General features: G+C 73.6%; 10 protein-coding genes. 9 read left to right on the top strand and 1 reads right to left on the bottom strand.

Annotated elements, in window-relative coordinates:
- Nucleotides 1-69: 69 nt before the first annotated feature.
- A complete protein-coding gene (locus B5M43_RS11015; protein WP_055987664.1) occupies nt 70-1335 on the bottom strand; it encodes a glutamyl-tRNA reductase in 1266 nt (421 codons plus the stop codon).
- A 140-nt stretch (nt 1336-1475) separates the two neighbouring features.
- Here B5M43_RS11015 and hemE point away from each other — a divergent pair, with 140 nt between their 5' ends.
- From hemE to B5M43_RS10970, 9 genes are all read left to right on the top strand, one after another.
- Entirely contained in the window at nt 1476-2546 is a 1071-nt protein-coding gene (hemE, locus tag B5M43_RS11010; protein WP_134745474.1) for a uroporphyrinogen decarboxylase, read from the top strand.
- Entirely contained in the window at nt 2543-4045 is a 1503-nt protein-coding gene (locus B5M43_RS11005) for an NAD(P)/FAD-dependent oxidoreductase (protein ID WP_134745475.1), read from the top strand. Before hemE ends, B5M43_RS11005 begins: the two co-directional genes overlap by 4 nt.
- A gap of 230 nt (nt 4046-4275) precedes the next feature.
- A complete protein-coding gene (locus tag B5M43_RS11000) occupies nt 4276-5487 on the top strand; it encodes an ROK family transcriptional regulator (protein WP_134745476.1) in 1212 nt (403 codons plus the stop codon).
- Nucleotides 5484-6377, top strand: coding sequence for a carbohydrate ABC transporter permease (locus B5M43_RS10995; RefSeq protein WP_205829471.1), 894 nt, complete (start codon nt 5484-5486; stop codon nt 6375-6377). Before B5M43_RS11000 ends, B5M43_RS10995 begins: the two co-directional genes overlap by 4 nt.
- Entirely contained in the window at nt 6370-7185 is an 816-nt protein-coding gene (locus B5M43_RS10990) for a carbohydrate ABC transporter permease (protein ID WP_134745477.1), read from the top strand. The genes B5M43_RS10995 and B5M43_RS10990 overlap by 8 nt, the downstream gene beginning before the upstream one ends.
- 38 nt (nt 7186-7223) lie before the next feature.
- Nucleotides 7224-8483 carry a sugar ABC transporter substrate-binding protein gene (locus tag B5M43_RS10985; RefSeq protein WP_134745478.1) on the top strand — a complete coding sequence of 420 codons (1260 nt, stop codon included), beginning with the start codon at nt 7224-7226 and terminating at the stop codon, nt 8481-8483.
- 74 nt (nt 8484-8557) lie between these two features.
- A complete protein-coding gene (locus B5M43_RS10980) occupies nt 8558-9706 on the top strand; it encodes a glycoside hydrolase family 15 protein (RefSeq protein WP_134745479.1) in 1149 nt (382 codons plus the stop codon).
- Nucleotides 9703-11949, top strand: a complete 2247-nt coding sequence (locus B5M43_RS10975; RefSeq protein WP_134745480.1) for a TIM-barrel domain-containing protein — start codon at nt 9703-9705, stop codon at nt 11947-11949. The genes B5M43_RS10980 and B5M43_RS10975 overlap by 4 nt, the downstream gene beginning before the upstream one ends.
- Nucleotides 11950-12002: 53 nt before the next feature.
- The coding region (locus tag B5M43_RS10970) for a transposase (RefSeq protein WP_230667981.1) at nt 12003-12200 on the top strand (198 nt) is incomplete at its 3' end.

The following is a 12200-nucleotide window of genomic DNA, read 5'->3' as shown; positions in this document are numbered from 1 at the left end:
CCTCCCTCGTTCGCCGAGCGAGCCGAAACGGCGCGGGAACCCCGTGTGTCAGGGCGTGTGGAGCGCGCGTCAGGACAGAGCGACGGCGCCCGTGACCGGGCACGCCGCCGCGGCTTGGGCCTGCTGCCCACCCGCCGCTGCCGCGGCGGGACGCGCGTCGATGCCGAAGAGCGTCTCGATCGCTGCGAAGACCTCGTCGGCGCGGCCCTGCATCGCGTAGTCGGCCGCGCGGACCGTCGGCGTGTGCAGCAGCGTGCCCACCAGGTGGCGCAGGGCCGCCTCGGACTCGGGGTGGCGCGCGATCTCGGCCTCGAGCAGGCCGAACACCTTCTCGCGCAACGCCACCACCGCCGGCTGGGCGGCGCGGCTGCGGCTGACGTCGACGAAGCGCGCGGCGGCGTCCTTGACCATGGCGCGCGCGGTGTCGGTGGCCTGCAGCTCCTCGAGCGGCGCGTGCAGGCGGATCGTCTCGAGGTCGAGCAGGGTCACGCCGCGGATCTCGCCCACCGCCGGGTCGACGTTGCGGGGCATGCCGAGGTCGATCACGAACAGCGGCTTGGCGAGACCCTCGATCGTCGCGGGGGTGACGACGGGCTCGTCCGCGTTCGTGCACGTGATGACGATGTCGCTCGCGACCGCCGTCTCGACGAGATTCGCGCGCGTGGCGTGGGCGATGCCGTACTTGGCGCCGAACTTCGCGCCGCGCCCCGAGGGGGAGTAGACCGTGATGTCCGTGACGCCGCGGTCGCGCAGCGCCGCGATGGTGGCCGCCGCGTACATGCCCGTGCCGACCAGCAGCACCTTCTGCGTCGTCCAGTCGGCGAGGCGGCTGTCGGTGAGCTCGAGGGCAAGCCGCACCAGCGAGCGGCCGGCTCGGCCGAGCGCCGTGGCGTTCTTGATGGCCTTCTGGGTCTCGGTCGCTCGCTGGAACATCCGCTCCAGGTCGCTGGTCGTCGTGCCGTGGTGGCGTGCGTCGGTCAGAGCGCGGCGCACCTGGCCGCCGATCTCGCCCTCGCCGATCACGACCGACTCGAGGCCCGCGGCCACCGCGAACAGGTGCTCGGCTGCCTTGGCCTCGGTCTTGACCGTGTACGCGCCCGCGAACTCCTCTGGGCTCAGGCCCGAGGCCGTGCGCATCGCCTCGGCGATCAGCTCGGCGCTGTCGTCGCGGTCCGTCTCGACGTACGCCTCGATGCGGTTGCAGGTCGAGAGCACCACGACGCCGTCCACGACGGGGGCGATCAGGGGTGCGATCTTGTCGGCGCCGGGTGCGGAGAGCTGCTCGAGGACGTCGAACGGCGCGGTCTTATGACTCGCGGTGACACAGAGCAGCACGCATCGATTCTACGCCGCGTCGAAGCCGGGGACTGAGCGCTCGCTGGATCCGGGCCCGGGATGTCTCGATGTCGAGAGAACGGGCGTCTCCGGGAGCGCGGCCCAGCGGATCCCGAACTTCCACGCGGCAGGATGGAGGCATGTCCCACGCCGACGCGCCCGAGCCGCGCGCCCCGCTGTCCTCGTCCGCCCTGCTGAGGGCCCTGGCCGGCGACCGTCCCGAGACCGCCCCGGTCTGGTTCATGCGCCAGGCCGGCCGCTCGCTCCCCGAGTACCGCGAGCTGCGCGTCGGCACCCGGATGCTCGACGCGTGCCTGACGCCGGACCTCGCGGCGGAGATCACGCTGCAGCCCGTGCGCCGTCACGGCGTGGACGCGGCCGTGTTCTTCAGCGACATCGTCGTGCCGCTGCGCCTGGCCGGCGTCGAGGTCGAGATCGAGCCGGGGCGCGGGCCCGTCTTCGCGTCCCCCGTCCGCACGGCGGTCGACGTGGCCCGCATCACCGCCATCGCGCCGGCCGATGTCGCGGCGGCGGCCGAGCCGGTGCGCGAGGCGGTGCGCCTCACGGTCGCCGAGCTCGACCGGACCGGCACGCCCCTGATCGGCTTCGCGGGCGCGCCCTTCACGCTCGCGGCGTACCTGGTCGAGGGCGGCCCGTCGAAGGAGCACCTGCGCGCCCGCGCCATGATGCAGTCCGACCCGGGGTCCTGGAACCGCCTCGCGGGCTGGCTGTCCGAGGTGTCCCGTGCGTTCCTGCAGGCCCAGATCGAGGCCGGCGCCGCGGCCGTGCAGCTGTTCGACTCGTGGGCCGGTTCGCTCGCGCCCGCCGTGTACCGCTCGCTCGTCGCGCCGCAGTCGCGGGCGGCCGTGACGGATCTGCCGGTGCCGGTGATCCACTTCGGCGTCGGCACCGGGCCCTTCCTGGCGGACATGCGTCTGGACGGCGCGGCCGCCGCGGTCGGCGTCGACTGGCGCCAGCCGCTCGACGAGGCCGCCGCCCTGGTCGGCCCCGACACCACGCTGCAGGGCAACATCGACCCCGCGCTGCTCGGCGCCCCGTGGGAGGTGCTCGAGGCGCACGTGCGTGACGTGGTCGAGCGCGGCCGCGCGGCGCGCGCGCACATCGTGAACCTGGGCCACGGCGTGCCGCCCGAGGCCGACCCGGCCGTCCTGACGCGCGTCGTCGAGCTGGTCCACTCCATCCGGTCATGACCGACCTGGACGGCCTGTACCGGCACGCGCACGCCACGCGCGTCGTCGTGATCGGCGGCGGGATCGGCGGTCTGGTCGCCGCGCGCGAGTTCGCCAAGGTCGGCATGGTCGTCACGGTGCTGGAGGCGGGCGATCGCCTCGGCGGCGCGATCCGCGGCGGCGAGGTCGCCGGTCTGGAGCTCGATCTCGGCGCCGAGAGCTTCGCGACCCGCGGCGGCCATGTCCGCGCTCTGGTCGACGAGCTCGGCCTGGGCGACGCGGTCGTCGAGCCCGACCGGGCCGGCGCCTGGGTCGCGGGACTCCCGGGCGGCAGGGCCGAGCCCCTCCCCAAGGGCGGCGTGCTCGGCATCCCCGCCAACCCGTTCGCGGAGGACGTCCGCCGCGTGATCGGATGGGGCGGCGCGTGGCGCGCGTACCTCGACCGCCTGCGCCCGCCGCTCACGATCGGGCACGAGCACAGCCTCGGCCGGCTGGTCGAGTCGCGCCTCGGCTCCGCCGTGCTCGACCGGCTCGTCGCGCCCGTCACCACGGGCGTGTACTCGGCCCGGCCGCACGACATCGACGTGGACGCCGCCGCCCCGGGCCTGAACGCGGCGCTGACGCGCGCCGGATCGCTCACGGGAGCGGTCGCGGAGCTCACGGCCGCGCGTCAGGGCAAGGCGCCCGGGTCGGCCGTGCTCGGGCTCGCGGGCGGCATGGGCCGCCTCGTCGCGGCGCTCGAGTCCGAGCTCGCGTCGGCGGGCGTCGAGATCCGCACGGGGGCGCCGGTGGCCTCGCTCGAGCGCAGCGCCGGCGGCTGGCTGGTCGGCCTCGCGCGGGATGCCGCGCCCTCCGGGACGCCGCTCGCGGCGCCCGCGGCTGACGGTGCGGCGGAGCCCGACGGCGAGCGCGGCCTGTTCGCGGACGTCGTGCTCGTGGCGACCGAGGAGGCCGCGGCGCGTCGCCTGCTGGCCCCGCACGTCGACGGCCTGGCCGCCGAGGCTCCGCTGCCCGGTCCCGTGGTCGACATCGTGACGCTCGTGCTGGATGCGCCCGAGCTCGACGCCGCGCCGCGCGGCACCGGGGTGCTCACCGTGCCCGGCTCGTCGCGCGCCAAGGCCCTCACGCACGTCACCGCCAAGTGGGCGTGGGTGCGCGAGCGCGCGGCCGGGCGGCACGTCGTGCGCGTCTCGTTCGGCACGCAGGACGAGGCCCCGGCCACGTCGCGCCTGGATCAGGGCGAGGTCGCCGAGCTGGCGCTCGCCGAGGCCGCCGGGCTGCTGGGCCTGCCGCTGCGGCGGCGGCAGCTGCTCGGCGCGCGCCTCGAGCGCTTCGCCCAGTCGCAGCCCGCCTCGCGCGTCGGCCATCGCGACGAGACCGAGCGCACCCGCGCGCTCCTGGCATCCACCCCGGGCATCGGCGCCGTCGGCGCCTGGCTCGCCGGAACCGGCCTGGCGCAGGTGGTGCCCGACGCGATCGCCGAGGCCGATCGCGTGCGCCGCGCCGCCCTCTTCGGCTGATCCGCGCGGCCCCGTCCGCGACATCACACGCGCCCGCGCCACGTCACATCCGCGCCGCGACGTCACACCCATCCGGATGTGACCTCGCCGGACCCGTGTGATCTCGAGGCCGCGCTGCGCAACGCACGTCCGGACGATAGTTCAGGGGTTTACAAAGTCGTGACCTTTCGCGGTTGACGACATCCGGCCTGCGCGCGTACGGTTTCTTCAGTCCTGAACAAAGGGGTTCCATGGCAGTCTCCACCGGCCGCGCCGACGTCACGCGCTCCGCCGTCCTCGCGCACCTGGGCGCGCAGGGCCCGACGTCTCGAGCCGACCTCGCCCGGGCGCTCTCGGTCTCGCCCGCGCTCATCACGCAGATCACCCGGCAGCTGCTCGACGACGCGCTCATCACGGAGCTGACCCACAGCCCCTCGCAGGGCGGCCGCCCTGCGCGGCTGCTCGGGCTCGCGGCCGACGCCGGCCACGCGATCGGCGTGAAGGTCGTGAGCGACCACGTGACGCTCGTCGAGGTCGGCATCGACGGTGCGGTCGTCCGCTCGGCCACCGAGCCGTTCGATGCGGCCGCCGACGGCTCCCTCGCGCGGCTGGCCGAGGTGCTGCGCGCCTTCATCGCGCGCGGGGCGGGGCGCACGCTGCTCGGCGTCGGCGTCGGAGTGCCGGGCAGCGTGGACGATCAGGCCGCGGGAACCGTCGACTCGACGCAGCTCGACTGGCAGCGCGCGCCCCTCGGCGAGGTGCTCCGGGACGAGCTCGGCCTGCCCGTGCTGGTCGAGAACAACGTCAACGCGCTCGCCATGGCCGAGGTCCTGCACGGCAAGGCGCGCGGACACGAAGATGCGCTCGTGGTCACGATCGGCACCGGCGTGGGCGCCGGGATCATCGCCGACGGGTCCGTGATGCGCGGACGCGGCGGCGGCGCCGGAGAGCTCGGTCACGTCCCCGTCGAGGAGGGCGGGCCGCTGTGCCAGTGCGGCGCCCACGGCTGCCTCGAGGCCCTCATCGCCCGCGCGGCGCTCATCGACCAGGCGCGCGCGGCCGGAGTCATCCCCGCCGGCGCGGGCATCGACGCCCTGCGCGACGCTGCGGACCGCGGCGACACCGCCGCCCAGGCGATCTTCTCGCGAGCCGGCCACCTGCTGGGCCGCACGCTCGCCGGCGTGGTCAACCTGCTCGATCCCGAGCTGCTGATCCTGCTGGGGGAGGGGCTCGACGCCTGGCCGCACTGGTCGTTCGGATTCGAGCCCGCGTTCCGCGCCGGCCTCATGCCGCGCAACCGCGGCATCCTCGTGTCGATCGAGACCTGGCAGGACGACCGCTGGGCCCAGGGCGCCGCGGCGCTTGTGCTCGCGACCCCGTTCGATGCGCACGGGCGGTCGGGGGAACAGGGTCGGCTGGTGCGTGAGCGCCTGGCGGCGGCGGATCCCGGGGCGTCCTCGTGACCGCCGTCGCGGCCCGGCGGCGGGAGCGCCGTCGCCTCGCGACCGCGCTGGCGTTCCTTGTGCCCAGCGCCGTCCCGCTCGTCCTGTTCACGCTGTACCCGATGGCCGGCGCGCTGTGGGTCAGCCTGCACGAGTGGAACCTGCTCGCCCCGATGGAGTGGGTCGGGCTCGGCAACTACGCCGCGCTGGTGCAGGACGCGCAGACGCTCCGCGCCTTCGGCAACACGCTGCTCTACCTGGCCGGCTACCTGCCGCTCGTCTACGTCGGCGGGCTCGCGCTCGCTCTCGCGCTGAACCAGCGCCTGCCCGGCCGAAACCTCCTGCGCGGCGTGTACTTCCTGCCCGTGGTCACGAGCTGGATCGTCGTCGCCCTCGTCTGGCGGTGGCTGCTGAACCCGTCGGTCGGCATCGTCAACACGGCGCTCGGCTGGCTCGGCATCCCCGGTCCCGGCTGGTGGATGGACCCCTCGTGGTCGATGGCGTCGATCATCCTCGCGTCGGCGTGGAAGGACCTCGGCTTCGTCATGATCATCCTGCTCGCGGGCCTGCAGGCCATCCCGCAGGAGATGTACGAGGCCGCCACGGTCGACGGGGCCGGCCGCTGGCGGCGCCTGGTCAGCGTGACGCTGCCGCTCCTGTCGCCGTCCACGTTCTTCGTGGTCGTGATCTCCCTGATCAACGGCTTCCAGGTGTTCGATCAGGTCTACGCCATGACGGGCGGCGGCCCCGCGGGCTCGAGCACGGTCGTGGTGCAGCAGATCTACGACCTGACCTTCCGCTACGGCGCGGCCGGAGAGGCCTCGGCGCTGTCATGGCTCCTGTTCCTGCTCGTGCTCGGCGTCACCGTCGTGCAGATCATCGGCCAGCGGAGGTGGGTCGTCTATGCGTGAGCGCACCTCGAGGGGGTTCCTCCTCGTCGTCGTCATCCTCGGCGCGGCGGCCATGTTCTTCCCGTTCCTGTGGACCCTGTCCACGTCGCTCTCGAGCGGCGCCGGACTGGACGCGACGCCGCGGCTCATCCCCGACGACCCGTCGTTCGACGCCTACGCCGAGCTCTTCTCCGGCACGCCGTTCGCCCGGGTCATCCTGAACTCGCTGGGCCTCGCGGTCGCCACGACCGCGCTGCAGCTCGTCACCAGCTCGCTGGCGGCCTACGCCTTCAGCCGGCTGCCGTTCCGCGGCAGCGGGGTGGTGTTCGCGGTCTACCTCGCGACGATGATGGTGCCGATCCAGGTGCTGATCGTGCCGCTGTTCGTGCAGATGCGCGATCTGGGCCTGGTCGACACGTACCTCGGCGTCCTCCTGCCCGGCGTGGCCAGCGCGTTCGGCGTGTTCCTGCTCCGCCAGGCGATGAACGCCGTGCCGCGCGAGCTCGACGAGGCCGCCACGCTCGACGGCGCCGGCCACTTCCGGATCTTCGCCACGATCGTGCTGCCGCTGATCGGCCCCGCGCTCGCGACGCTCGCGGTCTTCGCCTTCATGAGCAGCTGGAACGGCTTCCTGTGGCCGCTCGTGATCCTGCGATCCGAGGAGCTCCACACGCTGCCCCTCGCCCTCGCCGGCCTGCAGGGCCAGTACACGACCCGCTGGGACGTGATGATGGCCGGCTCCGTCGTGAGCATCCTCCCCATGCTCGCCCTCTACCTGTTCGCCCAGAAGTACGTCATCCAGGGCGTCGCCAGCTCCGGCATCAAGTGACCCGACCTTCACCCCACCCGTATCAAAGGAGATATGACATGTCCCGCATCACCCGCCCCCTCGCGCTCGGCGTCGCCGCGGCGCTCGGCTTCGCCCTCGCCGGCTGCAGCGGCGGCGCAGGCGCCGGCAGCGGCGGCCAGGCCGGCTCCGAGCCCGTCACCATCACGTACACGAACTTCATCTCGAACGGCGGCAACGAGGAGAACCTCGCCGCGATCGTCGAGGCGTTCGAGGCCGAGAACGAGGACATCACCGTCGAGGTGACGACCCTGCCCTACGCCGACTACTTCACGGCCCTCCAGACCGATCTCGCCGGCGGCACGGTCTCCGACGTGTTCGACATCGAGTACGCGAACTTCGCCGCCTACCAGGAGAGCGGCGTGCTGGCGCCGCTCGACGTCGACACCTCCGCCTATCAGCAGTCGCTCGCCGAGGCGTACTCGGCCGACGGCACGCAGTACGCGCTGCCTAGCTCGTTCTCGAACGTCGTCCTCTACTACAACGCCGACCTGTTCGACGCGGCCGGCGTGGAGCACCCCACCGCCGACTGGACGTGGGACGACGAGCGCGCGGCCGCCGAGAAGCTGACCGACGCCGCGGCCGGCGTGTGGGGCGACTACCAGCCGATCAGCTACCACGAGTTCTACAAGGCCGTCGCGCAGGCGGGCGGCGACTTCCTGAGCGCCGACGGCACCAGCGTCGCGTTCAACTCGCCCGAAGGCATCGCGGCCGCGGAGTGGCTGATCGGCAAGAGCGGCACCACGATGCCGACCGCCGAGCAGGGCGCCGGGACGCCGGACTTCGACACCAACCTGTTCAAGGAGGGCAAGCTCGCGATGTGGCACACCGGCATCTGGATGTTCGGAGCGCTCGCCGACGTCGACTTCGCCTGGGACATCGCCGTCGAGCCCGGCGACGCGCAGAAGGCCAGCGCCATGTTCTCCAACGCGGTCGGGGTCTCGGCCGGCTCGGAGAACGTCGAGGCGGCGACGAAGTTCGCGCAGTTCCTGACCAGCTCGCAGACCATGGTCGACATCCGCCTGGACGCCGGATGGGAGCTGCCCCCGATCGCCGACGAGACCCAGCTGAGCGCGTACCTCGAGAAGGGCGCCCCGGCCAACCGCCAGGCGGTGTTCGACTCGCTCGAGGCGGTCGCGCTCGCGCCGTCCGTGGGAGACGCGCAGGCCGAGATGCAGGACATCGTGTCCGAGGAGCTGACCGAGGCGGCCGCCGGCCGCAAGTCGGCCGCCGAGGCGCTCGCCTCCGCCGAGGAGCGCGTGAACGCCCTGCTGGGCTGACCCGCTCGAGCCGAGCGGTGGGCGGGCTCGCGCCCGCCCACCGCCTCCCATGCCCCACGTCACGGAACAGGAACATGACCGCATCCCTCGCCGGCCCCGAGTTCGAGGCCCTGCTCGCGCGATCGCGCGACCTCATCCGATCCCTGCAGGACGCCGGCGGGGCGTACCCCGCCAGCCCGACCTTCTCGGCCTATCGCGGCTACAGCTGGTTCCGCGACGGCGCGTTCATCGCGGACGCGATGTCGGCCGTGGGCGAGCCCGCGTCGGCCGAGGCGTTCTTCGACTGGTGCGCCCGCGTGATCCTGCGGCACCGCGTGCGGGTGGAGGCGATCATCGAGGCCGAGCGGGCGGGCGCGCCGCTCGCGGACGAGCTGATGCTGCCCACGCGCTTCACGTTCTCGGGCGACGTCGGCACCGACGACTGGTGGGACTTCCAGCTCGACGGCTACGGCACGTGGATGTGGGCCGCCGCGGCGCACGCGCAGAGGCACGGCTCGGACGTCGAGCGCTGGCGGGACGCGGCCGAGCTGACGGTCGATTACCTGATCGGGTCGTGGCAGCGGCCCTGCTACGACTGGTGGGAGGAGCACTCGGAGCACGTGCATCCGTCGACCCTCGGATGCATCGTGGCGGGCCTCGAGAGCGCCGCCGACAGCGGGATGGTCCTCGGCTCGCGCGCGGCGGCCGCCCGGGCCGCGGCCGCCGAGATCCGCGCGCTCCTCACGGAGCGCGGCGTGGCCGACGGCCACCTCGTGAAGTGGATCGGCAGCGTCGAGGTCGACGGCAGCCTGAGCGCGCTCGTCGCGCCGCTCGGCGTGATCGAGCCGGGCAGCGACCTCGCCCGCGGCACGGTCGCCGAGGTCGCCTCGCAGCTGTGCGTCGACGGCGGCGTGTACCGCTTCCGCGAGGACACCTACTTCGGCGGCGGACGCTGGCCGCTGCTGTCGTGCTTCCTGGGGCTCGCACAGCTCGCGAACGGCGATCGGGACTCCGCGGAGCGGCTGCTCGCGTGGGCGGCCTCGACCGAGACGCCCGAGGGCCACATCCCCGAGCAGGTCGACGGACCGCTGCTGGACGCGTCGCACAGGCAGGCCTGGATCGACCGCTGGGGTCCGCCTGCGACCCCGCTGCTGTGGAGCCACGCCATGGTGCTGCGCCTCGCCGCCGAGCTCGGGCTCGCCGGCGGCACGGGCAGCGACGTCCACGAGGAGGTCGCGGCATGATCCGCCATCGTCCGCACGGCTCGGGTCACCCGTACTCCGACGACACCGAGCAGCGCAGTCCCGTCCACCCCGTCGCCGCGGAGCCCCTCCGCCTGGGCGTGCGCACGTCGGGCCCCGTGACCGGCGTCGCGCTCGAGTACGCGGTGGACGGCGCCGCGGTCGAGCCGGTCGCGCTCGCCCCGGTTCTGCGATCGTCGCGCGGCCAGGCCGTGGACGGCGGCCACCTCGCCTCGGCGCAGGCCCGCAAGGCGCGACAGGCCGGCGGGTGGCAGACCGAGATCGTCGCGCCGGATGCCGGATCGCGCCTGCGGTACCGCTTCCGGGCCGCCCGCGAGGACGGCACAGAGCAGCGCACGCGATGGTTCGAGACGCGCGTCGCGTCGTGGCGGGCCGCGGGACCCGAGGTCCTGGGCGTCGAGGGCGACGCCGTGCCGGTGATCCCCGGTTCGATCGAGGTGCTGTCCGACGGCGAGCGCGTGCGTCGCGTCCGCTTCGCGCTTCCGCTGGCCGAGGGCGAGCACGTCGCGGGCTTCGGCGAGCGCTACGACGCGCTCGACCAGCGCGGCGCGGCGCTCGACTCCGTGGTGTTCGAGCAGTACAAGAGCCAGGGCGCGCATCGCCGCACGTACCTTCCGATGCCGTTCGCGCACGTCGTGGGCGGGGCCGGATGGGGCTTCCACGTGCGGACCTCCCGGCGCGTGTCGTTCGACGTCGGAGCGGAGCGCGCCGACCGCGTCGTGATCGAGGCGGAGGTCGACGCGCCCGCCGGCGCCGAGCGCGCCGTCGAGGTCGCCCTCTACTCGGGATCCCCCGCCGTCGTGCTCGACCGGTTCCTCGCCGAGGTGGGGCGCCCGGCCGAGCTTCCCGACTGGGTGTTCGGGCTGTGGGCGAGCGGCAACGAGTGGAACACCCAGGCCGAGGTGCTGCGGCAGATGGAGCTGCACCGCGAGCACCGCATCCCGGTGCGCAACGTCGTGATCGAGGCGTGGAGCGACGAGTCGAGCTTCACGATCTTCCGCGACGCGCGGTACGCGGTGCGCGAGGACGGCGGCCCGATGCGGCTGTCCGACTTCACGTTCCCCGCCGACGGGGCGTGGCCCGATCCGAAGGGCATGGTCGATGCGCTGCACGAGGAGGGCGTGCGCGTGCACCTCTGGCAGATCCCGCTGATCAAGATGCGCCCGCATCCGGTGGGCCAGGCCGCGGCCGACGCGCGCGCGGCCCGCGAGGCCGGCGTGCTGATCCGCGAGGAGACGCCCGACGGCGGCCTGCGCCCGTACCGCAACCGCGGCTGGTGGTTCCCGCTGTCGCTCATGCCCGACCTGACCGACGAGCGCGCGGCGCGGTGGTGGACCGAGAAGCGGCGCTATCTCGTCGAGGAGGTGGGCGTCGACGGCTTCAAGACCGACGGCGGCGAGCACGCGTGGGGCGCCGAGCTGGCCTATCTCGACGGGCGGCGCGGCGACGAGGCGAACAACACGTTCCCGACCGCGTACGCCGCGGCCTACGGACGGCTCCTCGAGTCGGCCGGCAAGGCACCCGTGACGTTCAGCCGGGCGGGGTTCACCGGGTCCCAGGCGCACGGCGCCTTCTGGGCCGGCGACGAGAACTCCACCTGGGAGGCGTTCCGCTGGTCGATGCTGGCGGGGCTGTCCGCCGCCGCGAGCGGGATCGTGTACTGGGGATGGGACATCGCGGGCTTCTCGGGTCCGATCCCGGACGCCGAGCTGTACGTGCGCGCCATGGCCGCGAGCGTCTTCGTGCCGATCATGCAGTACCACTCGGAGTTCAACCACCACCGCCTGCCGTCGAACGACCGCACCCCGTGGAACATCGCCGAGCGCACGGGCGACGCCGCCGTGATCGACGAGGTGCGGGAGCTCGTGGAGCTGCGCGAGCGGCTCGTCCCGTACCTTGCGGAGTCGGCTCGCGCGACCATCCGGACGTCCCGGCCGCTCATGCGCCCGCTCTTCTTCGACCACCCCGACGACGAGCGCGTGTGGGCGCACCCGATCCAGTGGCTGCTCGGGGACGACGTGCTCGTGGCTCCCGTGCTCGAGCCCGGTGCCGTGACCTGGGAGGTGTACCTGCCGCAGGGCGAGTGGATCGACGCGCGCACCGGGGCGGCGGTGACCGGCGGCGCGCCCCACCTCGCGGACGTCGCCGCCCGCGCGACGGTGCCGGTGTTCGTGCGCGAGCCGGCGTGGGAGCGGCTGCGGGAGGTGTTCCGGCCCCGGGACTGAGGCCTAGGGCGTGTCTGACAAAGGTTGGGGGCTGCGGCTGAGAGTCTCGAGGGGTGTCGCGGTTTCAGATGCTCTCTGATGCTCAGTGGTCGTTGATCGAGGGGATGCTGCCGCGTCCCACGGGCCGGCCGGGGCGGAAGTTCTCCGACGCTCGAACGATGGTGGAGGGGATCGTGTACCGGTATCGGACGGGGATCGCGTGGCGGGATCTGCCGGCGGTGTTCGGGCCGTGGCAGACGGTGTGGACCTGG

The sequence above is a fragment of the Microbacterium sp. MEC084 genome, from assembly GCF_004514465.2.
Taxonomy (GTDB): domain Bacteria; phylum Actinomycetota; class Actinomycetes; order Actinomycetales; family Microbacteriaceae; genus Microbacterium.
This window is presented reverse-complemented; position numbering and strand designations above follow the sequence as displayed.

Coding starts and splice junctions, on each gene's coding strand:
- B5M43_RS10985 (WP_134745478.1), top strand. CDS start 7,224: ATGTCCCGCATCACCCGCCCCCTCGCGCTCGGCGTCGCCGCGGCGCTC.
- B5M43_RS10980 (WP_134745479.1), top strand. CDS start 8,558: ATGACCGCATCCCTCGCCGGCCCCGAGTTCGAGGCCCTGCTCGCGCGA.
- hemE (WP_134745474.1), top strand. CDS start 1,476: ATGTCCCACGCCGACGCGCCCGAGCCGCGCGCCCCGCTGTCCTCGTCC.
- B5M43_RS10975 (WP_134745480.1), top strand. CDS start 9,703: ATGATCCGCCATCGTCCGCACGGCTCGGGTCACCCGTACTCCGACGAC.
- B5M43_RS11000 (WP_134745476.1), top strand. CDS start 4,276: ATGGCAGTCTCCACCGGCCGCGCCGACGTCACGCGCTCCGCCGTCCTC.
- B5M43_RS10990 (WP_134745477.1), top strand. CDS start 6,370: ATGCGTGAGCGCACCTCGAGGGGGTTCCTCCTCGTCGTCGTCATCCTC.
- B5M43_RS11005 (WP_134745475.1), top strand. CDS start 2,543: ATGACCGACCTGGACGGCCTGTACCGGCACGCGCACGCCACGCGCGTC.